Origin of the sequence: Crossiella sp. CA198, assembly GCF_052078295.1 — a bacterium.
In the GTDB taxonomy this organism is placed as follows: Bacteria; Actinomycetota; Actinomycetes; order Mycobacteriales; family Pseudonocardiaceae; genus Crossiella.
In genome coordinates this window covers 1-23,145 of the sequence record NZ_JBQJIM010000009.1, presented here as the reverse complement: position 1 = coordinate 23,145, position 23,145 = coordinate 1, and the positions used below count along the sequence as shown (strand labels likewise).

The following is a 23,145-nucleotide window of genomic DNA, read 5'->3' as shown; positions in this document are numbered from 1 at the left end:
GACGTGGTCATCGGGTCACCGCAATCCTGTGACAGCGCTGTGTACGCGGCCCCACCTAGGGTCCGAAGTGAGCGCGAGACATTCGCGCCGGAATGTCATCCGGTCGACTGACCGGAGATCTGATGGAAAGGTGAAGTGTCCAATGGATGCCTTTGATCTGGATGCCAGGGTCAGCACTCCGGCCGCGGCCAATGGCCAGGCCCAGCCGCTGTCGATTACCAGTGTGATCACCCGACTGGCCTGCACCCGGACCCCGCTCTGCTCGAGGTTCACCTGCCAGTGCACCCAGGGCGCCTGCACCGCCGGCTGCCCCAAGCGCTAAAAAAGCGCAGCTCAACGGGCTGAAGGCGGGTGCTGCCGGGTGTCGACGACCCGGCAGCACCCGCCGCTCAACCTACCGCATCCTGCCCGTGCGCCGGGCGGTTGGAAAGCCGACGAACAGGGGTTGTCATGCGCGCAGAATCGGAGCGAGGTTCCGCTCCCAACCGGGTATTGGTGGCCGATGAATCCGTCGCCGCCTGGCATGGAGTTGTTCCGGGCGCGCTTGCCGCCAAAGCCCGGGAAGTCGCCTGCGAGGTCGCGCGGAGAACAGCGGATTCCGCCACCGTCATTGATCATGTAATGCGATTCACCGAGCAGACCAAGCATCCGATGGAATGGTACTTCCCCAGCTTCGGGTATGGCCACGCCGGAATCGCATTACTCCATGTGCACGCTTCGGCGGCCGCCCCCAATGCGGTAGAGAGCGCCCGCTCACTCAGTGCGGGTTTCGCCTTCATCCGGGAGGCGGTGGCGGGCACCCAGGCCCAGCCGCTGCTCGCGCCGGGGGTGTTCTCCGGCACCGGCGGCCTCGCGCTGTGCGTGGCCGGCTGCGCCGAGGCCGAGCCCCGGTTCGCACCGAGCCTGGGCAGGCTGCACGACCAGTTCGCCGCCCAGATCGCCGACCTGGACCTGCCCATGGTCGAGCGCGCGGTCAGCGACTCCGACTACGACATGATCAGCGGCGCGGCAGGCACGCTGGCCTACCTGTGCTCGATCGCCGAACCGGACCAGGCCCTGCACACCGCCGCGGACAAGCTCCTCGACTACCTGATCTGGCTCAGCGCCCCACCCCGCGATCTCACCCTGACCCGGCGCTGGCTGATCGCCCCCGAACTGTGCGCCCCGCTGGGCCGCGATCCGCGCGAGTTCCCCGGCGGCTACCTCAATCTCGGCATGGCGCACGGCATCCCCGGCGCGGTCGCCGCGCTGGCCGTGGCCTGGCAGCGCGGACTCCGGCGGCCCGGTCAGGAGCAGGCCATCCGGCGGATGACCGACTGGCTGCTGGCGGTGCGCCGCGCCGATCCGCACGGACCGGTGTGGGCCACCGAGATCCCGGTGGCCGCCACCGGCGAGGAGGTCCGGCCGAACCACCCGCACGACCAGATCGCCTGGTGCTACGGCACCGCGGGCGTGGCCGTGTCCCTGCTCGCGGTGGCCGACGCGCTGGGCGATGCCGCACTGCGCACCGCCGCGATGGCGGCGTTCGAGGGTGTGCTGCGGCGCAGTGCGGCCGAACCGGTGCTCTCGCCGACCTTCTGCCACGGCGTGGCCGGATTGCTGGCCATCTGCCTCGAATTCGCCACCGCGGGCAGCGCCCTGGCCCGCGAGCACACGCCCCGGCTGCTGACCGAACTGCTCGGGCACGCCGATCCGGCCAACCCGCTGGTCTTCCGCGATGAGGAGGAGCCGGGCGTGTTCGTGGACAGCCCCGCGCTGCTCACCGGGTCGACCGGGGTGGCGCTGACCCTGCTCGCCGCGGTCAGCCCAGTCCGGCCGTCCTGGCTGACCGCCTTCCTGGTGCGCTGACCATGGCCGGGCCACGCTACGAACCCGCCGACTTCTACCTGCTGCGCGCCCCCGCGCTGCCCGCCGGGGTCTACCAGGACCTGCTCGCCACCACCACCGAGGACCCGGACCAGGCACGCGCCGAGGTAAGGCAACGGTTGTATGCCTTCGCCGCCCAGCCCGCGGTGCGCCGCGCGCTCACCGTGGCCAGCGGCGACCTGGTGGACGCGCTGGACCGGGCGGAAAGCTCGGCCAGCACGGACAAACGCACCCGGCGGCTGCACTCCCGGCTGCTGCGCTACCTGATCCGGATGACCACCCGGCCCACCCCGTTCGGCGCGTTCTCCGGCGTCGCCGTCGGCGAGTTCGGGCCAGAGACCACTGCGTGCCTGGGCGAATCGGCGTTGCGGGACAACCGGATCCGCGCCGACATGGCCTGGCTGCTCACCCTGATCAAACAGCTGGAGACCGACGAGCAGCTGCGTCCGCACCTGCGGGTGGTGCTCAACTCCAGCGTGCACCGCAGCGGCGACCGCCTGGTGCTGCCCTACGCCGACATCTACGGCCACAACGACAATCGCGCGGTGCGGGTCCGGGCCACCACCGCGGCGCTGGCGGTGACCAGGCTGGCCGCCACCCCGATCCCACTGGCCCAGCTGCTCGCCGGACTGGCCGAGGAATTCCCCGGCGTCGACCCCGCCAGGGTGAGTGGCCTGGTCGAGGAACTGCGCACGCTCAACTTCCTCACCAGCGACCTGCGCCCACCGCTGACCGTGGCCCAGCCCGAAGCCCAGCTGGCCAAACAACTCGCCGGGATCGAGGCCGCCGGTGAGATCACCGAGTCCCTGCGCGAGGTGATCAACCTGGCCCACCGTGCCGCCACCGAACCCGACCCGGCCGCACTGGCCGAGCTGACCGCCGCCCAGCGTGCCCTGACGCCCGAGCACACCGGCCCGACCTACCAGCTCGACGCCACCCTGGACCTGCCGCGCACCCGACTGTCCAGTGCGGTCGGCGAGGCGGTGGCCGAGGCGGTGGACTGCCTGATGCGCCTGTCCGCCGCGCTGCCAGGGCACAACCACCACCTGGCCCAGTACCGGGACGCCTTCACCGAGCGGTATGGGCTGCTCGCACTGGTGCCGGTGCTGGAACTGCTCAGCCCCGAACACGGCCTGGACGCGCCGCCCACCTACACCGAACCGCCGCGCGGCTATCCGTTGCCGCACAACGTGCAAGAACCCTGGCAGCAGGACTTCGACCGGGTGCTCACCGAGTTCGCCGTGCAGGCCTGGTGCGCGGGCGAGCAGGAGATCGAGCTGACCGACGAGTGGCTCAACCGCTTCGCCCCACCGGAGGAGGCCCCGCCGCTCGCGCTGTACCCGGCCCTGGACGTCTTCGCGCAGATCTCTACCGACCGGTCGGTAGACAGCGGTGCGTGGCGCGCGGTGCTGCGACAGGAGGGCCTGGCCTTCGGCGGCCGGACCTCCGGGCGGTTCTTCGACCTGCTCGGCGAGGACGCGGTGGACCGGCTGCGCGGCTACGCCCGGCGCGAGGAGGAACTCAGCCCCGAGGTCGTCTACGCCGAACTGTGCTACCTGCCCAACCACGGCCGCGCGGCCAACGTGGCGCTGCGTCCGCTGCTGCGCGGGTACGAGGTGCCGGTGAACACCACGCCCTCGGTGCCGCCGGAGCGGGTGATCGACCTGGCCGACCTGTGCGTCGGCGCGAACGAGGACCGCTTCTTCCTGTGGTCCAAGCGGTTGGGCAAGCAGGTGGTGGTCTCCCAGAACCACATGCTCAGCCCGCACGTGGCGCCGAACGTGGCCCGGTTCGTGCTGGAGGTCTCCAACGACGGCTACGCCATGCCCTGCGGATTCCGCTGGGGCCCACTGGAATCCATGCCGTTCCTGCCCAGGGTCACCCGCGGCAAGGTCGTGCTGCGCCCCGCCCAGTGGACCCTGACCTCCTTGCCGGGCAAGGACTTCCCCGCCGACGTACGGGCCTGGCGGGAACGCTGGAACGTGCCGCGGCACGTGTACCTGGTGGAGGCGGACAACCGGCTGCTGCTCGACCTGGAGCACCCGATGTGCCTGGACGAGCTGGCCACCGAGTGCAACCGCGGCCCGGAACCGGTGACCCTGCACGAAATGCTGCCCGCCTTCGACCAGCAGTGGCTGCGCGATGCCGACGGCGCGGCCTACCTGGAGGAGATCGTCGTCCCGTTGATCGCGAAGAACAGCGCGGACACCGCGCGCAGCGAGGTCACCCTCACGGCGCCGACCGGCACCGCACCCGACATCATCCGGCAGCACCTGCCCGGCGGACAGTGGACCTTCCTCAAGCTGTACGCGGGCATCACCCAGCAGGACGAGGTCATCGCCACCCGGCTGCGCGACCTGGTCGCGATGCTGCGCGAACAGGGGCTCATCGACCGCTGGTTCTACATCCGCTACCTGGACCCGCGCCCGCACCTGCGACTGCGTTTCCGCGCGGCCGATCCCGAAGTGGCGCCGCAACTCCTGTGGTACCTGACTGTCTGGAGTGGACAGCTGGCCGAGGAGGACCTGGCCTTCGACACCGCCATCGCGGGCTACACCCCGGAGATCGAACGCTACGGCGGCCCGCCCGTCTTCGACACCGTGGAACCGCTCTTCGCCGCCAACAGCGAGGTCACCGCCGACCTGGTCACCTTGCTGCACAACGACAAGAGCGGCATCCGGCCGGAGTTCGCCGCCATCGCCGCGGTGGACACCCTGTACCGGCAATGGGGACTGACCCCGCGCGAGCGGATGGAGTTGCTGCCTGACAGCGGCGGCGCGGACGCCGAGGCCGCGCGCACCGAGTTCCAGCAGCAGCGCGCCTACCTCACCGAACTGCTCGTGCCCTGGGACTACCGCCCGCACGAACTGGGCCGCGACCACCACCAGCTGATCAGCGAAATCCTGGCCCCGCAACAGGAATCGGTCGCAGCCGCCGCGCACGCGGTGCGGGTGGCCGCGGCTGAGGGAGTGCTGTGGGGCGCCGAGTCCAGCGTGCTGGGCAGCCTGGCGCACATGCAGATCAACCGGCTGCTGCCGATCGACCTGCGCCGGGAATCGCACCTCTACGCCGTGTGGCGGCAGGCTTTGCGCGCCATCGGCGGCCGACCCGCACCGGAGGCACGGGCATGACCACCAAGAACCACTGGCTGCGGATCGCCAGGATGCTGTGGGACCTCAGCCCACTGCGGGTGCTGGCGCTGATCCTGGTCACCGTCGCGGTGTCGCTGGTGCCCGCGGTGCAGCTGCAACTCACCGCCAGTGCCGTGCAGACCGTGGCCGACGCGATCACCGCGGGCGGCGTGGGCGATCACGGTTCGGCGGTGCTCGCGGTGGGTCTGCTGATCCTGGCCGTGTCCGTGTTCGCGCATCTGCTCGGGGTGTGGCACGGCTATCTGGACTCGGTGCTGCGGCTGCACCTGTCCACCGCGGTGGGCGAGGAGGTGATGCGCAAGGGCACCAGGATGGACCTGCAGGACTACGAGAGCGCCGACTCCTACGACAAGTTGCAGCGGGCCTTCCAGGAGAGCAGCGGATCACGCATCCACCAGCTGTTCACCGACACCCTCGGCTTCGCCCGCGAACTGATCACCATCCTGTCCGTGTCCGCGGTGCTGTTCTCCTGGAACTTCTGGGTCGCGGTGCTGATCCTGCTCTCGCCGATCCCCTCGGCGATCGCGCAGATGTGGTACGGCAAGAAGATGTACGAGATCGAGTACGGCCGGGCCGCCGATCGCCGCAGGCTGTTCTATCTCCAGTACCTGACCACCACGGACCACTCGTTCAAGGAGGTCCGGCTCTTCCAGCTCGGCGAGCACCTCATCGGCGCCTACCGGGACCAGGTGCGCCGCTTCCTCAAGGTGGACCGCGATCTGACCCGCCGCCAGTCGGTCTCGCTCGGCGTGTTCGGTCTGCTCAGCGTGCTGATCTCGGCCGGTGCCCTTGTCTTCGCGATGCTGTCCACAATGGACACCGGTCGGCTGGGCGAGCTGGCCGGGTACCTGCAGGCGATCGGCATCGTGCAGGCCTCCGGGCACAGCCTGCTGGTCGGCGTGGCCAACCTGTTCGAGAACAAGCTGTTCGTGAGCAACCTGTTCGAGCTGTTCGACCTGCCCGAGCGGCAGATCCGCGGCGGCAACCGGAAATTCCCGGCGAAACTGCGGCAGGGCATCGAATTCCGCGAGGTCAGCTTCACCTACCCGGGCACCGAGGACCAGGTCCTGGACCGGGTCAGCTTCACCCTGCCCGCCGGGAACTGCGTGGCCCTGGTCGGGCAGAACGGCGCGGGCAAGACCACCCTGGTCAAACTGCTCACCCGGCTCTACGAACCCACCGGCGGCCAGATCCTCCTGGAAGGCGTGCCAATCGAGGAATACGACCTGGAGGAGTTGCGCCGCAACCTCGGAGTGATCTTCCAGGACTACATCAAGTACGAACTGCCGGTGCGGGACAATATCGGCTTCGGCCAGATCGAACACCGCGGCGACACCGCCCGGGTCCGCCGCGCCGCCGAGGCCAGTGGCGCTGACTCCATTGTGGACAGTCTCCCGGACGGCTACGACGCCATGCTGGGCCGTCACTTCGAGAACGGCAGCCAGCTCTCCGGCGGCCAGTGGCAGAAGGTCGCCCTGGCCAGGGCGTTCATGCGGGCCGCGCCGATCGTGGTGCTGGACGAGCCCACCGCCGCCATCGACGCCGAGGCCGAAACCGAGATCTTCCAACGGTTCCGCAGCATCGCGGACCGCTCCACCAGCCTGCTGGTGGCACACCGGTTCTCCACCGTCCGAATCGCCGACAAGATCATCGTCATCGAGGGCGGCCGACTGGTCGAACAGGGCACGCACGCCGAACTGATGCGCCTCGGCGGCCACTACGCCTACCTGTTCAACCTGCAAGCCGCCGGATACCAGCCGGAGCACACGTGAAAACCTCGATCTTCATCCCGGTGATGCCCGCCAGCCCGGCCGACCTCACCCCGTTCGCCGAACTGGTCCGCGACACCGCCGCGCACCGCTTGTGGCAGGGCCAGTCCCTCGGCCTGGAAACCCACCAGGGCTTCGCCTACCTGGCAGGCGCGGGCCTGACCGTGCCGGTCGGCACCAGCGTCACCCTGACCGCCCTGCGCCACCCCTACGAGGCCGCCCTGCACGCCCGTTCGCTGGCCAGTCTCACCGGTCACAGCCCGGTGCTGGGCATCGGCGCTGGCACCCCGGAACTCGTGGAATCCTTGCACGGCAAGCCCTATCCCAGCCCGCTCACCGCCATCGCCGACTACCTCACCATCCTGCGCGGCCTGCTCGCGGGCGAGGTCGTCAACCACCAGGGCCGCGAGTACCGCATGCACGGCGCCCTGCCCCCGCTCGACCACCCACCGGTCGAACTCGGCCTCGGCGTCCTCCGTCCCGCCGCCGCCCGGCTGGCCGGGGAACTCGCCGACGCCGCGATCACCTGGATGACCCCACCGGACTACCTCCGCACCGTCCTGCGCCCGGAACTCGAAGCCGGTGCGGCCAAAGCCGGTCGCCCCGTGCCCAGGATCGTCGCGGTGGTGCACGTCGCGATCCGTCGCTACGGCCGCGATCCGCACCTGGTGGCCCTGAACGCGGCCCGCGAACACCTGTCCGCCCCGCACTACGTCGACATGCTCCGCCGCGCCGGACTACGCGTGCACCCCGCCCAACCCGGCCTCAGCGCCCGCGCGCTGGTCGACGCGGACGTGGTCCTCACCGGCTCGGCCCGGGAGATCGCCACCGGGCTGCAACGCTATCGGGAGGCCGGAGTCGACGAGGTGGTGCTTAACACCGCGGGCGTCCGGATGACCGAGGACCGCGACGCCGCCCTGCGCGACCTGACCGACCTCCTGGCCCAGGTGATCACGCCGGAATCTCGCCAGCCAACCCCCGCCGGACACTCCTAACCTCGGCGGCATGACCGCCGAGATCGTGCGACAAGCCTGGCAGACCTTCAGCACCCGCGACCGGGACCGGATCGCCGCCGTCTTCACCCCCGACGCGGAATGGCTTGCCCCGGCAGGGAATGCCACCGCCCGCGCCCTGGACATCACCCACCACATGATCGGCCGTGAGCAGATCGCGGACTTCCTGGCCGTGGATTTTCCCCGCCTGTTCACCAGCGACATCGCGATCACCTTCCGCGGCTTCCACACTGCGGGCGACACGGTGATCGTCGAGGAGACGATGACCGCCACCCTGGCCGACGGCAGTCACTACGCCAACGACTACTGCCTGGTCTTCGAGGTCCACAATGGACTTATCCGCCGGGTGCGCGAGTACCTGGACACCGCTCGCGGCGCCAGCCAGCTGCACGCCGTGGCGCCGTTACCGAAGTGACCGAGCACACCCGGCCGCGCACATCACCTTCGCCGCCCTCACCCTGGGCGGCGCCCTGCTCGCCGCCGGTTGTACCGGTGGCGGCGCACCCGCGGCCCAGTCCCGGGTCAAGGCCGCCGAGGCCTCCGCCAAGGCCGCCGACCTGATGGCCAAGTCGGTCAAGATGCTCCCGGACTCCATCGACGTCCGGCTCCAGATCGTCCAGGAGAAGCGCAAGACCGAGGGCCCGCTCAAGGCTGTCGACGAGGCCAAGCTGAAGCTGGCCGACTGCCGCAAGTGACCCACAACTCGAAAATCAGGTGCCTGGCCTGCGCTGATCCCGGTTAGGGTGCGCAGGTCAGGGGAGGTCGGCGCGCGATTGACCCTGGGGGAGTAGTTCCAGCGCGCACCGAAGCAGAAACAGAGTGAACATGATGTCTTCCACCCGTCTCGCCCTGATCGCCCTCACCCTGGGTGGCGCGTTGCTCGCCGCCGGTTGCGGTGGCGGCGCACCCGCGGCCCCGGCCAACTGCGATCAGCAGCAGACCGCGGTCACCGCCGCGGAGAAGGCCAACACCGAGGCCGACGCCGCGGCCAAGACCGCCGAGGGCAAGCTCGCCGAGGTCAACAAGACCAAGGACACGGCCAACGCCGAGGCCGACAAGGCCAGCGAGAAGGCCAAGGAACTGCACGAGAAGGCCAAGAAGGGCGGCGCCGCGCAGGCCGCCGACTCCGCCGAGGCCGCCGCCAAGTCGGCCGACCTGATGGCCAAGGCCACCGGGCTGATCGTGGAGGCCATGGAGGCTCGGGAGAAGGCGGAGGCAGGCCGCACCAAGGCCAACGAGACCGCCAAGGCGCTCACCGAGGCCAAGCAGAAGCTGGCCGACTGCCGTAAGTGACCAACGCACCCGGTCCGCCACCCCCGAACCGGGTGGTGGCGGACTGGGCGGCTAGCGTGCACGCGTGACCCTGTACGACATCCCGCTGCAGACCCTCACCGGCGAACCCACCACCCTGGGCGAGCTGAGCGGCAAGGCCGTGCTGATCGTCAACGTCGCCTCCAAGTGCGGCCTGACCAAGCAGTACCTCGGCCTGGAGGCCATCCACGAGCGCTACGCCGAACGCGGTTTCGCCGTGGTCGGCTTCCCGTGCAACCAGTTCGGCGGCCAGGAGCCGGGTAGTGCGGAGGAGATCCAGACCTTCTGCTCGACCAGCTACGGCGTCACCTTCCCGATGATGGCCAAGATCGACGTCAACGGGCCGGACCGGCACCCGCTCTACGCCGAACTGAGCACCACCGCCGACGCCACTGGCGAGGCCGGCGACATCCAGTGGAACTTCGAGAAGTTCCTGCTCGACCCGGCAGGCAAGGTGGTGGCCCGCTTCCGCCCGACCACCACCCCCGAGGACAACGCGGTGATCGGCGCGATCGAAGCCGCCCTCCCCGCCTGACCACCCACCCGCACCGTGTTGGCCGTTGTCGTACGGCGTGTTGGCCGTTGTGGACGGCGAGTTGGCCCAACTGGTACGCCGAGTTGGCTGAAGTGGGTGTACCAGTTGGCCCAAGTGGTACCAGTTCGGCCAACGCTGTGTACGACAACGGCCAAGACTGGGTACGACAACGGCCAACACGCCGGGGGGTTAGGGGTATTCGTTGAGGTAGCGGACCTGGGTGGTGGTGTTGGCGGCGCCGCCGACGCCGTTGATGATGTTGCTGATCGTGCCCACCCCGCCCAGGGAGACCGCGGCCAGGTTGTGCATGCGCACGCCCGGTTTTCGCGGTACCTCGAAGGAGTTCGCGGTGACCACGCTCGGGTTGACGTTGTTGTAGCAGTAGCTGCCCAGGCCCCAGCCCTCGTGCCGGTTCACCGAATCGGCCACCTTGTACGCCGCCCAGCCCTGGGTCGCGCCGTTCATCCAGGACGCCTGGTCCGGCGGGTCGTAGGGCAGTTCGTTCTGGAACATGTAGGTGCGGCCGTTCTCGCCGTTCCACAGCACGTTGTACTGCTGGTAGTGCTCGGCGAACAGGCCGTAGGCGGTGACGTCGGCGCCGTTGACCACCACGCCGTTCGCTCCGGTGTTCACCGTCCAGCCCACGCCGTCGCCGTGGTCGCCGCGCCAGGCCCAGACGTGGTCGATGATCGTGTCGTGGCTGTTGACCCGCAGGCTCACCGTCGCCTTGCCGGGGCCCGCGCCGCCCACCCGCAGGAACAGGTCGTGCACGGACACCGGGTTGGCCGCGTGGTCCCGGCTTGATCCCGGCTCGCCGAGTTCGACCAGCACCGGCGAGTTCACCGGACCGGCGTCCACCAGCAGCCCTGCCAGCTTCACACCGTCCACATCGGACACTGAGATGGCCGCCTTGCCGGTGGTGGGAATGACGGTGGCCAGGCCAAGGCCGAGCACCACGGTGTCCGGGCGGGTGACCCGGATGGTGTCGTCGATCCGGTGCACGCCAGGGGTGAACAGCAGGTGCCTGCCCTGGTTGAGCGCGGCGTTGATGGTGGCCGCCGGGGTGCCCGGCTTGACCAGGTAGAACTGGCTCAACGAGATCGAGGACCCTGCGGTGCTGCCGCTGGCCCAGCTGGTGCCGGAAGCGTTGTGCCGCAACGAGGGCACGAACACGCCGTAGTCGCCCGCGGCGTTCACGTGCAGGAACGGCTTCTCCCGGATCACCGGGGTGGTGGGCAGCACCGTGTGCGAGGGGTTGGGGAAGTGCGGCGGCGGCGTGCCGGTGGAACCGACGAAGACCATGTTCCACACCGACCCGGCCCAGCCGTCCACGAGTTGGGTGTTGCGGGTCATGAACTGTTGCTGCGAGCCGGACACCACCACGCCGTCGATCTTGCTATCCGAGATCCAGCCGCCGCTGGCCCAGCCGTCGTGCCCGTTCCACAGGTGCAGTTGCCCGCGTACGTGCATCCGCCGGTACGGCGCGGCCTGCGCCACCGCCCAGCGCTCAATGGTGTTGGGCGGCAAGGTCACCGACATGTTCTCCGCGGACCGCCAGAAGTTCTGGGTGGCGTTGCCCAGGTTGTTCGGATCCTCGCCCTGCTGCAACCAGTCTGCCTCCACCCGCACGTGCCCGTTGATGTTGACGTCATCCGGGTGCAGGCCGAGGCCGGCGACCTGGGTGTAGAAGCGGAGATCCACATCGGCGTTGTAGTTGCCCGGCTTGAACAGCACCGCGTGCCGCTGCGGCCCGAACTGGTTGGTCCGCTGCTCCCTGGCGATGGCGTTCAACCGGTTCTGGGTGTCCACAGTGGAGGAACGCGGGTCGACAACGAGCACGTTCGGGCCGAAGTCCGGGTTGCGTGGATCGGTCGGCGGCAGCACTGGATCGCTGCCGTCGGTCACCGCGTACGCGCCGACCTCCCACAGCGAATAGCCGTACCCGGTGGCCCCCTGGGTGCCGTGCACCCGCAGGTACCGCCCGGTCCCGGCCACGTCGAGCTGCTGCGCGCCACCCGCGCTGTCGGTGGCGGTGTGCACGCTGCGCCAGGTGGCCGCGTCGTCGGAGACCTGGACCTGGAATGCCTTGGCGTGCGCGGATTCCCAGTTCAGGGTGACCCGGCAGAGCTGTTTCGGGCCGCCCAGGTCGAGCTGTAGCCACTGGGGATCGCTGAACGCGCTGGACCAGCGGGTGCCGGGATCGCCGTCCACCGCCGCGGCGGGTTGGGTGCCGCCGTTCTCGGTGGAGGAGCTACTCGCCGGGCGGTTCAGCGCGAGGTTCTGGGTGCCGCAGGCGGCCGCGCTGGCGGCCGGGGCGGCGATCGGACTGAGCAGGGGGGTCAGGCCGAGGGCCGCGGCGAGCACGGCGATTCGGCGCAGCCGGAGAGCTGACGCAGGGCTCATCGATCCACCTGGGGTCGGGGGACGCAGACGGTGAGAGAGCGCTCTCTTCGAGCGTAAAGCGCAAGTTTCCGGCAAGTCAACGCCAGTGCCCCGGCTGCCCGGGAGTGCTCGCGGAGCTTGTGTCTGTACCTACTAGTATGTATGGTCAGCAGGTGGACACCAGGGAGAAGCTCATCGAGAGCACGCGCGAACTGCTGTGGGAGCGCGGGTATGTGGGCACCAGCCCGAAGGCCATCCAGGAGCGTTCCGGCGCGGGCCAGGGCAGCATGTACCACCATTTCTCCGGCAAACCCGAGCTGGCGCTGGCCGCGATCACCCGCAGCGCCGAGGAGCTGCGCGAGCGCGCCAACGCCGAGTTCACCGCGCGCGGCACCGTGCTCGCCCGCATCACCGCCTACCTGCGCCGCGAACGCGAGGTGCTCAAGGGCTGCCCGGTCGGCCGCCTCACCCAGGACCCCGAGGTGATGGCCGACCCGGCCCTGCGCCGCCCGGTGGAGGAGACCTTCGCCTGGCTCACCACCCGCCTGACCACGCTGCTCGCCGAGGGCGTCCGGACCGGTGAACTCGCCATCCCGGACCCGGCCGCCACCGCCACCGCCCTGGTCGCCGTGGTGCAGGGCGGTTACGTGCTGGCCCGCGCCGAAGGCTCCGCCGAGGTGCACGCCCGCGCCATGGACGGCATTCTCGCCCTGCTCGGCGCCGCCGCCAACCCGGAAGGAAAGTCCTGACAATGCCCTTCGTTCGCATCGACGCCCTGCACGCCGACCAGTCCCGCCTGGACGCCCTCGGCAACGCCGTGCAGGACGCCCTGGTCGAGACCATCGGCATCCCACCGGATGACCGGTTCCAGGTGCTGGTGAGCCACGACGGGGTCAGCAGCACCCTGCGATACGACAATTTCCTTGGTATTCACAAGGATGAGGGGACTGTGTTCATTGCCATCACGTTGCGGTCGGGGCGGTCGGTGGCGTTGAAGCAGGCGCTGTACCGGCGGATCGCCGAGCTGGCCCAGGAGTACGCGGGCACGGAACCGCGCAATGTACTGGTGAACCTGATCGAGAACGAGCCGGTGGACTGGTCCTTCGGCAACGGCGTGGCGCAGTACGTGAGCTGATCTCCTGCTCCCGGATACTGGGAGCCCTTGCCCAATCCGTGGCCAGGCCGGATCATCAGGGCATGGCAATCGAGCGGAACGCGGGCGCGCCCTGCGCGTGGTCCCGCTGGTGTGGCGTCCGGACCGCCGCGCTGCTGGTTCGCCGTGGCCGGCTGGGATCGCCGCCCGCGTAGCGAGTCGCCTCGCGTCCGCAGCCGCTCGATCCCAAGGACTCCTGTCATGACCACACATGTGCCGATCCTGCGCGCCGCCAGCACCCCCGACGACGGCATCCTCGAAGGCCCGCGGCAACTCCGCCGCCTGCCCGAGGGTATCGAGGAACGACCCTACGAACTGTTCATCCTGCGCCCGCTGGGCCGGGTGATCGGCGCCCAGATCCACGGCGTTGACCTGGCCGAACCGCTGACGCCGGTGCTGCGCGAGGAGTTGAACCGGGCGTTGCTGGAGTGGAAGGTGTTGTTCTTCCGGGAGCAGCGGATCACGCCGGGGCAGCAGCGGGCCTTCGCCGCGCACTGGGGGGAGCTGGAGACCAATCCGTTCATCCCGCAGGGCGATACCGCGGAGGTGACCCGGTTCGAGCGGAGCGCGGCGATGCCGGGGCTGGAGAACATCTGGCACACCGACGTCACCTTCCGGCCCAATCCGGCGCTGGGTTCGGTGTTGCGGCTGATCACCGTGCCGCCGATCGGCGGGGACACCATGTGGGCGGACATGGCCGCGGCCTACGACAACCTGCCCGAGGAGGTCAGGGAACGGATCGAGGGGTTGCGGGCGGTGCACGACTACCTGCCAGGGTTCGCCCGCTTCACTGACCCTGAACTCCTTGTCCGCCACCAGGAACAGTTCCCGTCGGTGACCCACCCCGTGGTCCGCCGTCATCCGGAAACCGGCCGCCGCACCCTGTTCGTCAATCAGGCCTTCACCACCCATATCGTTGGCCTGCCCCGTGCGGAGAGTGACCGCCTGCTGCGCTACCTGTTCACCCAGGCGCACGTCCCGGAGTACCAGGTCCGCTTCCGCTGGCAGCCGGATTCGGTGGCGTTCTGGGACAATCGGGCAACCCAGCACTACGCGGTCAACGACTACCACCCGCATGCCAGGGTGGCCGAGCGGGTGGCGATCGCGGGGGACCGGCCGTACTGAGCGCCGCGGCTTGACCCTGCCCCGGGGGCCGGGTTCGAGGATGGCGGCATGAGCGGGAACTGGTCGACGGGGTGGCGACGGCTATTGGTGATCATCCCGGCGGTGGTGCTCGGCGGGGAGGCCGTGGCACTGTTGACCGGGCTGGTCAGCTGGCGGGACGCGGTGCTGCTGCTGGTGGTGCTGGAGCTTCCGCACCTCGCGCTGGTGCTCGGGTCGATGGGCTACGCCACGGTGCTCGCGATCCGGCGCTGGCGGGCGGGGGAACCGCGGTGGATCGCGTTCCGGCGTTCCTACTACCAGGTGCTGCCCGCGCCACTGGCCTGGGCGGTCACCAGGGAGCTGGCCAGTCTGATCGCGGTCGGCACGCTGATCCGGTGGCCACGGCCGGGGATCGGCGGGTACAGCGCGGGGCGGGGCCGGGTGTTCGCGGTGCTGCTGGTGGTCATCCTGGTCGAGCTGGTGGTGCTGCATCAGCTGATCCCGTGGCCAGGGGTGCGGCTGGCGCATGACCTGGTCGGGCTGTACTCGCTGGTCATCGTGGTGGGTTACTGGGCGGTGCCGCGCACCCACCCGCACCGGCTGCTGCCCGACCAGCTGGAGTTGCGGGCCGGACATGATGTGGTGGCGGTGCTGCCCTGGCCCGGAACCGTGGTGGCCGAACGGGAAACGCGGCCGGGGCGGGCGGCGATCACCAACGGCGTGCTGGTGCTGCCGAACGGGCGTGGCGTGACCACCCTGACCCTGCGACTGCGGGAACCGGCGACCGCGCGGCTGGGCCGGAGCGGCGGGCTGGTGCGAGTGGTCGAACTGGGTGTGGATGATCCGGACGGGTTCCGGGCGGCGGTGCCGGTGTAGCGTCCCGGGTATGGGGGATGACCTGTGGCGGCCGGGGCAGATTGTCCTTGACCTGTATGAGGTTCTGGCGGTGATCCGCACCGGCGGCATGGGCCTGGTGCACCGGGTGCGGCACCTCGGCTGGGAGATCGACCTGGCGGTGAAGGCGCCGCGGCGGGAGCTGGTGGCCTCGGCGTCGGGGGTGCGCGGGTTCGAGGCGGAGGCGGAGTCCTGGGTGGGGCTGGGGGCGCATCCGAACACCGTGGGCTGTGTGTACGTGCGGCGGCTGGGCGGGGTGCCCCGGGTGTTCGCGGAGTGGGTGGACGGTGGGGATCTGGCCACCGCGGTGCGCGAGCGGTCGATCTACCGGGACGGACTGGGGCGGTTGCTGGACATCGCGATCCAGCTGGCCTGGGGGTTGGCGCACGCGCACGATTCCGGTCTGGTGCACCAGGATGTCAAGCCCGCCAACGTGTTGCTCGGACTGGACGGCACGGTCAAGATCACCGACTTCGGACTGGCCAAGGCCCGGGTGGCGGCGGGAGAGATTGCTTCCAGTGCGAGCGGGCTGGTCAGTTGTGGTGGGCTGACACCCGCCTACTGCTCGCCGGAACAGGCGCGGGCGGCGGCGGGTGCGCAGGTGCGGCTGACCGGGGCGACGGATGTGTGGTCCTGGGCGGTGACCGTGCTGGAACTGTTCACCGGGAGGCCGCCGACCCGGTTCGGGCAGGCGGCGGGGGAGGCGTTCGAGGCTTACCTGGCGGGTGGATCCGCGGAGTTTCCGGTCATGCCAACGGGTTTGGTGCGGTTGCTACGGCGGTGTTTTCGGGTGGAGCCCGGGGATCGGCCGACTCGGCTGGCGGAGATCGCGGAGGAACTTGTTGGGGTATATGGGGATGAGGTCGGGGTCTATCCGCGGGTGACGCCGAGCGCGGCGACGTTGCTGGCCGATGGGTTGTCCAATCAGGCACTGTCCATGATGGACCTTGGGTTGACGGAGCGGGCGGAGGCGTTGTGGGAGAAGGCTTTGCTGGCCGATCCGCGGCATCCGCACGCGGTGTACAACCGGGGGCTGCACCGGTGGCGGGCGGGGCGGCTGACTGATAGCGGGTTGCTGGCGGAGTTGGCGGCCAGTCATCGGGCGGATCGGGTGTACGAGTACCTGCTGGGGCTGGTGCAGCTGGAACGGGGGGATGCCGGGCGGGCCGGGGAGCTGGCGTCGTCGGGAGAACCGCTGGGGCTGGCCGGGCAGGACGATGACGTCAGTGCGGTCGCGTTGAGTGCGGATGGGTCGGTGCTGGCTTCCGGTGGGCGGGAACGGGATCAGCAGTCGGCCACGGACGGTGGTTCGGTGCGGGTGTGGGACGCGCGCACCGGTGCGTTGCGGCATCGGTTGGCCGGGCTGGTGCGGGGCATCGCGGCGATCGGGTTGAGCGCGGACGGCGGGGTGCTGGCGGCGGGTGGCGTTGACGGGTCGGTGGTGGTCCGGGCGCCGGAGAAATCCTGGCGGTGGGCGGCGCATTCCGGGCGGGTGAACGGGATCGCGGTGAGTCCGGATGGGCGGCGGGTGGTCACCGCGGGGGTGGATGGGGCGGTGCTGTTGTGGTCGGCCGCCGGGGAACTGGTGCAGGTGCTGGAGCAGGCCAGTCCTGGTGATCACTACGGGGTGGCGGTGGTGATCAGCCTGGACGGGCTGGTGGTGCGCTGGCATCGGCAGACCCGGCGGATCCGGTTGTGGGACCTGGACAGCGGGCGGTTGGTGCGGTCGTTCGGGGTGGGCGGCGGGCAGGTGTCCTTCAGCGTGGACGGGCGGATCGCGCTGGTGGTCGGGGGCGGTGCGGTGTCGGTGTGGCGGACGGGAACCGGGGAGCGGGTGCGCACGCTGGACCGGGGGGACGGGTGGGCTGAGACGGCTGCGGTCAGTGCGGACGGGACGCGGGCGGTGGTGGTGGATTCGGTGGGGCTGCGGGTGTTCGACCTGGTCGGTGGGCGGTGTGTGCGGACCCGGGAGGACGCCGCGGGGTGGACCTCGGCGCTGGTGTTAAGCGCGGACGGGCGGGTGGCGTTCTCCGGGGGTGCGAAACGGCTGGTGCGGCGCTGGGAACTGCCGCCCGGTGGGCCATTGGCACCGTGGAGTTATCCGCGGCCGTTGCCCGCGGTGGCGTTGACCGATGCGGCGGACCTGGTCGCCTCGGCGATGGCGCGGGCGGATCGGCTGACGGGCGAAGGGCAGTGGGCGGACGCGGCGGCGGAGTTGCGGGCAGCGCTGGATGTGCCTGGTTACCAACGGAATCCGGAGTTGCTGACGCGGTGGGCGCGGCTGGGGCGACAGGGCCGGGCGAGTGGGTTGCTGGGGGCGCGGCTGGTGCGGGAGTTCGTGGGGGAGCGGAGTGTGTTGCGGGCTGATGGTGGGCTGGTGGTGTCCGCGGTGTCGCGCGTGGTGGAGGTGTGGGAGCCGGTGAGTGGGGAGCGGGTGCATCGGCTGGCCGGGCAAGGGGACGCGGTGACGGGGCTCGCGCTGGATCCGGCCGGGCGGTTCGTGGTCACCGGGTGCGCGGACGGGAAGGTCCGGGTGTGGGACCTTGTTACCGGGCAACGGATTCGGGAGTTCGGCGGGCATCGGGGTGAGGTGCTCGCGGTGGCGGTGAGTCCGGATGGGCGGCAGGTGGTGTCGGCGGGAGAGGATCTGACGCTCCGGGTCTGGGGGCTGGGCCGGTGGCGGCGGGGGCGGGTGCTGGGGCGGCAGTCCCACCGGGTCGGGCGGGTGCGGTTCAGTCCGGATGGTCGCCGGGTGTTCGCCCAGGACGGCAAGGGAATGCTGTCGATCTGGGACGTGGCGGGGCGGCGGCTGGTCAAGGTGCTCGGTGGTGCGGTGGGGCGGAGCAGCCTGGTCGCGGTGAGTGGGGACGGGCGGGTCGGGCTGTTGAGTGGGCCGACCCGGACGGCGTTCGTGTGGGCGCCGCCGACGGGGGAGTACCTGGGTGTGCTGGCCGGGCACGAGGCCCCGTTGACCGCGTTGGCGATCAGCGCGGATGGGCATACCGGCTACTCCGGGGCCGAGGACGGGTCGCTGTGGGTGTGGGATGTGGCCGCACAGCGGGGGATCCGGTCATTGGATGGGCACCGCGGGGCGATCACCGGACTTCTGGCGCACGGCCGGTTCCTGTTCTCCGTGGCGGCCGATCACACTGTGCGGGTGTGGGATCCAGGGGCGGGGCGCTGTGTGCAGGAGCTGGCGGGGCAGCCCGAACCGGTGGGATCGGTGCAGGTGAGTGCGGACGGGCGGATCGTCATCTCTGCCGGTCGGCGGAAAACGCTGCGGGTGTGGGAACTGGACTGGGACTATGACTTTCCCGCGGAGGGCTGAGCGAAGGGACTGCTTGTGCTGCTGGTGTGTTTCGGCTGGGGCTGCCAGCGGATGATCTCGGTGTCCAAGGCGCCCGGCGGCAACCCGGTGGCCCGCGCCGACCCCGAGCACTTCGCGATCAGCTTCCGGATCTGCCTGGACTGCCACCAGAACTACTGCGATCGCTGCCTGGCCGGGCGGGGCGGACTGTTCCGTGGACCGCGATGCGCCGGTTGCGGCGGCAAGCTCGCCGACGGCACGCGGCGGCCGGAGATCTGGAGCAGGCCCAAGGCCGCCGTGGCCGAACTGCACGCCGAGGGTGTGGCCCTGGCCGAGAGCGGGCGGTTCGCCGAGGCGCTGGCCGTGTTCGACCGGGTGCTGGGTCAGCGCGCCGGTTACCTCGACGCGCATTTCCGGCGCGGGCTGGCGCTGCGGGAGCTGGGTCGTTACGGCGATGCGGTGGCCGCGCTGGAGCAGGTGGCCCGGCTCGACCCGCACAACGTGCAGGCCCTGTTCGATCAGGCCAACCTCTGTCGGCTGTCCAACCAGCCCGAACGGGCCGTGCGCGGTTACGACCGCGCGCTGCGGATCCAGCCGCACTACCTGGCCGCCCTGGTCGGTAAGGCGCACACGCTGATCGATCTGGATCAGACCGAGGCTGCGCTGGCCTGCTGCGAACAGGCCATCCGGCTGGACGCGGCCGGGCAGGGCGCCGACCACACCGAACACCTGCGCGCGCACGCCCACGGCGCGCTCGGCGCGGCGCTGATCCGGCTGGCCAGGCCGGCCGAGGCGCTGGCCGCGATCGAGATCGCGCTGAGCGACGGCCCGGATGTGCCGGAGAACTACTACAATCGGGCGCACGCGTTGAAGGAACTGGGCCGCACCGAGGAGGCCAGCCTGGCCTACCGGGTGTACGAGGACGTCCGGGACCGCGGCTGACATGCGCACCACCATCACCCTCTCCGCGGACGATCTGGTGCGGGACAAGGTTTTCCGCGAACCCGCCAGCTGCGTGATCGGCCGCTCGCTGGACTGCGACCTGCGCCTGGGCACCGGCGACAAACGAGTCTCCCGCAGACACTGCGTGCTGGAGATCGACCCGCCCGAGGCGCGGCTGCGGGATCTGGGCAGCCGCAACGGAACCCGGGTCAACGGCGAGCCGGTCACCGGGGAAACGCGGCTGCTGCACGGCGATGAGATCAGCGTCGGCGCCACGGTGCTGCGGTTCTCGGTCGGGCTCAGCGGCTACGAGCTGGTGCGCACCCTCGGCCAGGGCAGTCAGGGCGTGGTGCACCTGGCCAAGGACCTGGCCGACGGCGCCCTGGTCGCGATCAAGACCCTGTGGGGCGAGGACGCGGTGGACCCCAAGGCCCGCAACGCCTTCCTGCGCGAGATCGAGAACACCCGCGCGCTGCGGCACCCCAACGTGCTGGAGTTCCGCGGCGCCGGTGCGGGCGGCTCGGCGTTCGTGCTGGCCAGCGACTACTGCGAGGGCGGCAGTGTGGCCGAACTGGTGGCCCGGCGCGGCACCCTGCCGGTCGCGGAGGCCGTCTCGATCACGCTGCAGGTGCTCGACGCCCTGGCCTACGCGCACCAGGCGCCCATCCCGTGGGTCAGTCTCGCCGACGGCGGCAGCGCCCCTGGGGTGGGCCTGGTGCACCGGGATGTCAAGCCGCACAACATCTTCCTCACCGGACCGGCCGACGACCCGATCGCCAAACTCGCCGATTTCGGCCTGGCCAAGGCATTCGACCGGGCCGGGCTGTCCGGTCACACCCGCACCGGCGCCCTCGGCGGCAGCGTCGCGTTCATGCCCCGCCCGCAGATCGTCGACTACAAGTACGCCAAACCCGAGGTCGACGTGTGGGCCGCCGCGGCCAGTCTGTACTGGATGCTGACCGGCGCCTCCCCGCGTACCTTCCCACCGGGCGAGGACCCGGTGCTGGTGGTGCTGACCGATCCGGTGGTGCCCATCCGGGACCGGGACCCCGCGATCCCGGCCGGGCTGGCGGCGGTGCTCGACGCGGCGCTGGTAGACACACCGGGGATCGCGGTGACGAAGGCCGAGGAGCTTGCCGCCGCGCTGTGGGCGATCTGAACCGGTAACCCGCCAACGTCATGGGGTGACCGCCAGCAGGATCTCCGGGCCGCGCCGATCCGCGCGGCGGCCCGCCACGCGCACCCCGGCCTCCGCCGCGGCCGCGGCCCACACCAGTCCCAGCGGCAGGGCCAGCCAGGCGCCGGCGGGGGCCAGCAGGGCCACGGCGAGCACCGGTGCGGCCAGGGCCAGGCCGCCGACCAGGCCGCCATAGGTGGCCAGGGCGGGCCTGGTCTGGCCGCCGGGTGGGGAGGAGAAGGGCTTGTCCGGGGGTGGGGGCACGAACGGGGTGGTGGCGGCCAGGATCGCGCACAGCCCGGCGGAGCCGCCGAACGCGGCCACACCGGTGCCCAGGGCGGGCAGCACGGCCGCGCTGTCACCGCGGTACAGGGCGAGGGCCACCGTGGCCAGTAGCACCACCGGAACGGCGATCATGGCGATGGCCAGCAGCCGGGCCCGCAGGTCGAGCCGGGCGGGCACGGCGGCGAGCAGGTGCGTCGCGTAGGCGGGACCGTCGTAGCCGAAGGTGTTGACCAGGTTCAGCCCCGCCGCGCTGCCGGCGATCGCGGTGATCACCTCGGTCGGGGCGGACCGCCAGGCCACCGCGAGGGCGACCGGGATGGTCAGGGTGCTGATCAGGGCGATGCGGAATCTGGTGTCGCGCAACCACATCCGCAGGATCCGGGCGAGTACGGCGCCGCCGGGCCCGGCGGGTGTCACCCGGCGCAGCCAGCGTGGGACCAGTTCGCCCGGGGTGCCCCGGGGCAGGGACGGGCCCGCGGCGCGGGGTGCGGTCATCGCCGAGGTCAGCAGCCGGCCCCAGCACCAGGCCAGCAGCAGCACGGTGACCAGTCCGACGTCCAGTTTCGCCAGTGCCGCAACGGGATTGCCGTTCGCGGCCTCCTGCCAGGCGGAGTACGGGGCGGCCAGCGGAGTCCAGGCCAGCAGCCGGGCGCCGGGCAGCCAGCCCGTCCAGGAACCGGTGAACAGGCGGTCGGACAGGGTGATCCAGGCCAGCCAGGCGCCTGCGCCGAGCAGGAACACCAGCACCGTGGCCAGGTCACGGGCCCGGCGGGCGGTGAGCAGGCGGGCGAAGGCGGTGCTGAGCGTCCGGCCGCCGAGCAGGCACACGGCCAGGCCGAGCAGCACGCCGAGCACCGCCACCAGTGCCGGGAACAGCCCGTACCCGCTGGCCGCGATGATCGTGCCGCTGGTGGCCACCAGCGTGGCCAGCGCGGGCACGCTGATGAGCGCGGCGGTCAGGAAGCCGGTGGCCAGTTGCCGGCGGGACAGCGGCAGCAGCGCGAACCTGGCCGGTTGCAGCGTCTCGTCGGTGCCGTAGATCAGCGGGCCGAGCAGCCACAGCACGGTGACCACGGTGCCGATCAGCGCGGTGCGCAGCAGCGCGTCCTCGGGGGTCCCGCCGCCCGCGTTGGCCAGCAGCACAAGTCCTTGCCCGCCAAGGTAAAGCCCGAAGATGACGCCGAGGACCAGCAGGACGACCCGCCCGCCGGCGCCCTCGGCGAAGGTGTTGCGCAGGACCCGCCACCTCAGCGCGAGGAATCGCCAAGCCACGACAGCGCCTCCGTTCCGCGCCTGGGGCCGCCGACCAGGTTGACGAACACCTCGTGCAACGGCCGTCCGCCGCGGATCTGGTCCAGGGTGCCGTCGGCCAGCACCCGGCCGCCGCCGATCACGGTGAGGTGGTCGCAGAGTTGTTCGGCGACCTCCATCACGTGCGTGGAGAAGATGACCGTGCCGCCGCCGTCGAGGTAGCGGCGCAGCAGGTCGCGGATGGTCCCGGCCGAGACCGGGTCCACCGCCTCGAAGGGTTCGTCGAGCACGAGCAGGGTCGGCGAGTGCAGCAGGGCGCTGGCCAGGCCGATCTTCTTCTTCATGCCGGTGGAGTAGTCGATGACCAGCTTGCGTCCGGCCTCGGCGAGGCCGAGCACCTCGATCAGCTGGGCGGCGCGGGCGTTGACCACCGCCGGGTCCAGACCGCGCAGTACACCGTTGTAGGCCAGTAGTTCCGGGCCGGTGAGCCGGTCGAACAGGTGGGTGGCCTCCGGCAGCATGCCGATCCGCCGCTTCGCCGCCACCGGGTCCCGCCAGACGTCCACCCCGCCGACGGTGGCGGTGCCCGCGCTCGGCCGGATCAGGCCGACGGCCATGGACAGGGTGGTGGTCTTGCCCGCGCCGTTGGGGCCGACCAGGCCGTGGAAGGAGCCGGTGGCGACGTCCAGGTCGATCCCGGCCACCGCGACCGAATTGCCGAACTGCTTGGCCAGTCCGCGTAACGCCAGCGCCGGTGGGTTGTCGTGCCTCATGACTGCCATGGGTAACCGACGGCGGATCCGCCGGACGAATCCTGGCGGCCCAGCGAGCCGAAGTGGTGTGAAAAAACTCGGCGGCCGACCCCGTGGGGGGACAACTAAGCACCTGGCCAGAAGTCTTGTCCGAAACCTTCGGGTAGCCAGGGGCTGGTCCAAGGGGCGGCAGTGGTGAGGTGCTGCTCGGTGGTTCGGCTGCGGAAGTAGGCGTGGGTCTGGCGGAGGCGG

General features: G+C 70.7%; 19 protein-coding genes and 1 pseudogene. 16 read left to right on the top strand and 4 right to left on the bottom strand.

Going from position 1 to position 23,145, the window contains the following annotated elements; all coding sequences use genetic code 11:
• The first annotated feature begins 142 nt into the window (after positions 1-142).
• From ACTOWY_RS16500 to ACTOWY_RS16460, 9 genes are all read left to right on the top strand, one after another.
• A complete protein-coding gene (locus ACTOWY_RS16500) occupies positions 143-322 on the top strand; it encodes an FDLD family class I lanthipeptide (RefSeq protein WP_221490130.1) in 180 nt (59 codons plus the stop codon).
• 299 nt (positions 323-621) lie between these two features.
• Entirely contained in the window at positions 622-1,848 is a 1,227-nt protein-coding gene (locus ACTOWY_RS16495) for a lanthionine synthetase C family protein (protein ID WP_441310498.1), read from the top strand.
• Between the two features lie 2 nt (positions 1,849-1,850).
• On the top strand, positions 1,851-4,997 hold the full coding sequence (locus tag ACTOWY_RS16490) for a lantibiotic dehydratase (protein WP_441310497.1): 3,147 nt from the start codon (positions 1,851-1,853) through the stop codon (positions 4,995-4,997).
• Positions 4,994-6,790 carry an ABC transporter ATP-binding protein gene (locus ACTOWY_RS16485; protein ID WP_441310496.1) on the top strand — a complete coding sequence of 599 codons (1,797 nt, stop codon included), beginning with the start codon at positions 4,994-4,996 and terminating at the stop codon, positions 6,788-6,790. Before ACTOWY_RS16490 ends, ACTOWY_RS16485 begins: the two co-directional genes overlap by 4 nt.
• Complete coding sequence (locus ACTOWY_RS16480) at positions 6,787-7,782, top strand: LLM class flavin-dependent oxidoreductase (RefSeq protein WP_441310495.1); 996 nt, start codon at positions 6,787-6,789, stop codon at positions 7,780-7,782. Before ACTOWY_RS16485 ends, ACTOWY_RS16480 begins: the two co-directional genes overlap by 4 nt.
• A gap of 10 nt (positions 7,783-7,792) precedes the next feature.
• Positions 7,793-8,215, top strand: coding sequence for a nuclear transport factor 2 family protein (locus ACTOWY_RS16475; RefSeq protein WP_441310494.1), 423 nt, complete (start codon positions 7,793-7,795; stop codon positions 8,213-8,215).
• The gene (locus ACTOWY_RS16470; protein ID WP_441310493.1) at positions 8,130-8,495 is read left to right on the top strand and encodes a hypothetical protein; all 366 of its coding nucleotides are present in this window, start codon (positions 8,130-8,132) and stop codon (positions 8,493-8,495) included. Before ACTOWY_RS16475 ends, ACTOWY_RS16470 begins: the two co-directional genes overlap by 86 nt.
• A 133-nt stretch (positions 8,496-8,628) precedes the next feature.
• Positions 8,629-9,093, top strand: coding sequence for a hypothetical protein (locus ACTOWY_RS16465; protein WP_441310492.1), 465 nt, complete (start codon positions 8,629-8,631; stop codon positions 9,091-9,093).
• Between the two features lie 64 nt (positions 9,094-9,157).
• A complete protein-coding gene (locus ACTOWY_RS16460) occupies positions 9,158-9,646 on the top strand; it encodes a glutathione peroxidase (RefSeq protein ID WP_441310491.1) in 489 nt (162 codons plus the stop codon).
• A gap of 189 nt (positions 9,647-9,835) precedes the next feature.
• Here ACTOWY_RS16460 and ACTOWY_RS16455 read toward each other — a convergent pair whose 3' ends face one another.
• The gene (locus tag ACTOWY_RS16455) at positions 9,836-12,049 is read right to left on the bottom strand and encodes a discoidin domain-containing protein (RefSeq protein ID WP_441310490.1); all 2,214 of its coding nucleotides are present in this window, start codon (positions 12,047-12,049) and stop codon (positions 9,836-9,838) included.
• A 152-nt stretch (positions 12,050-12,201) separates the two neighbouring features.
• Between ACTOWY_RS16455 and ACTOWY_RS16450 the strand changes: the two genes are divergently transcribed.
• The 7 genes from ACTOWY_RS16450 to ACTOWY_RS16420 all read left to right on the top strand — a co-directional run bounded on the left by ACTOWY_RS16450 (position 12,202) and on the right by ACTOWY_RS16420 (position 20,587).
• Positions 12,202-12,777, top strand: a complete 576-nt coding sequence (locus ACTOWY_RS16450; protein ID WP_441310489.1) for a TetR/AcrR family transcriptional regulator — start codon at positions 12,202-12,204, stop codon at positions 12,775-12,777.
• Positions 12,778-12,779: 2 nt separating this feature from the next.
• Positions 12,780-13,163, top strand: a complete 384-nt coding sequence (locus ACTOWY_RS16445) for a tautomerase family protein (RefSeq protein ID WP_441310488.1) — start codon at positions 12,780-12,782, stop codon at positions 13,161-13,163.
• 219 nt (positions 13,164-13,382) lie between these two features.
• Complete coding sequence (locus ACTOWY_RS16440; RefSeq protein ID WP_441310487.1) at positions 13,383-14,306, top strand: TauD/TfdA dioxygenase family protein; 924 nt, start codon at positions 13,383-13,385, stop codon at positions 14,304-14,306.
• A 48-nt stretch (positions 14,307-14,354) separates the two neighbouring features.
• Positions 14,355-15,161, top strand: a complete 807-nt coding sequence (locus ACTOWY_RS16435; RefSeq protein ID WP_441310486.1) for a hypothetical protein — start codon at positions 14,355-14,357, stop codon at positions 15,159-15,161.
• Positions 15,162-15,171: 10 nt separating this feature from the next.
• On the top strand, positions 15,172-18,507 hold the full coding sequence (locus ACTOWY_RS16430; RefSeq protein WP_441310485.1) for a protein kinase domain-containing protein: 3,336 nt from the start codon (positions 15,172-15,174) through the stop codon (positions 18,505-18,507).
• A gap of 15 nt (positions 18,508-18,522) precedes the next feature.
• Complete coding sequence (locus ACTOWY_RS16425; protein WP_441310484.1) at positions 18,523-19,428, top strand: tetratricopeptide repeat protein; 906 nt, start codon at positions 18,523-18,525, stop codon at positions 19,426-19,428.
• A gap of 1 nt (position 19,429) precedes the next feature.
• Positions 19,430-20,587: an FHA domain-containing serine/threonine-protein kinase gene (locus ACTOWY_RS16420; RefSeq protein ID WP_441310483.1), complete on the top strand. Its 1,158-nt coding sequence runs from the start codon at positions 19,430-19,432 to the stop codon at positions 20,585-20,587.
• A gap of 18 nt (positions 20,588-20,605) precedes the next feature.
• Here the strand turns inward: ACTOWY_RS16420 and ACTOWY_RS16415 are convergent, their stop codons facing one another.
• The 3 genes and pseudogenes from ACTOWY_RS16415 to ACTOWY_RS16405 form a co-directional block, all read right to left on the bottom strand.
• Entirely contained in the window at positions 20,606-22,162 is a 1,557-nt protein-coding gene (locus ACTOWY_RS16415) for a hypothetical protein (protein ID WP_441310482.1), read from the bottom strand.
• Positions 22,138-22,914 carry an ABC transporter ATP-binding protein gene (locus ACTOWY_RS16410; protein ID WP_441310481.1) on the bottom strand — a complete coding sequence of 259 codons (777 nt, stop codon included), beginning with the start codon at positions 22,912-22,914 and terminating at the stop codon, positions 22,138-22,140. The genes ACTOWY_RS16415 and ACTOWY_RS16410 overlap by 25 nt, the downstream gene beginning before the upstream one ends.
• A gap of 104 nt (positions 22,915-23,018) precedes the next feature.
• Positions 23,019-23,145, bottom strand: a pseudogene (locus ACTOWY_RS16405) (IS630 family transposase); the annotation flags it as partial.

Coding starts and splice junctions, on each gene's coding strand:
- ACTOWY_RS16500 (WP_221490130.1), top strand. CDS start 143: ATGGATGCCTTTGATCTGGATGCCAGGGTCAGCACTCCGGCCGCGGCC.
- ACTOWY_RS16495 (WP_441310498.1), top strand. CDS start 622: ATGCGATTCACCGAGCAGACCAAGCATCCGATGGAATGGTACTTCCCC.
- ACTOWY_RS16490 (WP_441310497.1), top strand. CDS start 1,851: ATGGCCGGGCCACGCTACGAACCCGCCGACTTCTACCTGCTGCGCGCC.
- ACTOWY_RS16485 (WP_441310496.1), top strand. CDS start 4,994: ATGACCACCAAGAACCACTGGCTGCGGATCGCCAGGATGCTGTGGGAC.
- ACTOWY_RS16475 (WP_441310494.1), top strand. CDS start 7,793: ATGACCGCCGAGATCGTGCGACAAGCCTGGCAGACCTTCAGCACCCGC.
- ACTOWY_RS16470 (WP_441310493.1), top strand. CDS start 8,130: ATGGACTTATCCGCCGGGTGCGCGAGTACCTGGACACCGCTCGCGGCG.
- ACTOWY_RS16465 (WP_441310492.1), top strand. CDS start 8,629: ATGTCTTCCACCCGTCTCGCCCTGATCGCCCTCACCCTGGGTGGCGCG.
- ACTOWY_RS16455 (WP_441310490.1), bottom strand. CDS start 12,049: ATGAGCCCTGCGTCAGCTCTCCGGCTGCGCCGAATCGCCGTGCTCGCC.
- ACTOWY_RS16445 (WP_441310488.1), top strand. CDS start 12,780: ATGCCCTTCGTTCGCATCGACGCCCTGCACGCCGACCAGTCCCGCCTG.
- ACTOWY_RS16440 (WP_441310487.1), top strand. CDS start 13,383: ATGACCACACATGTGCCGATCCTGCGCGCCGCCAGCACCCCCGACGAC.
- ACTOWY_RS16435 (WP_441310486.1), top strand. CDS start 14,355: ATGAGCGGGAACTGGTCGACGGGGTGGCGACGGCTATTGGTGATCATC.
- ACTOWY_RS16430 (WP_441310485.1), top strand. CDS start 15,172: ATGGGGGATGACCTGTGGCGGCCGGGGCAGATTGTCCTTGACCTGTAT.
- ACTOWY_RS16420 (WP_441310483.1), top strand. CDS start 19,430: ATGCGCACCACCATCACCCTCTCCGCGGACGATCTGGTGCGGGACAAG.
- ACTOWY_RS16410 (WP_441310481.1), bottom strand. CDS start 22,914: ATGAGGCACGACAACCCACCGGCGCTGGCGTTACGCGGACTGGCCAAG.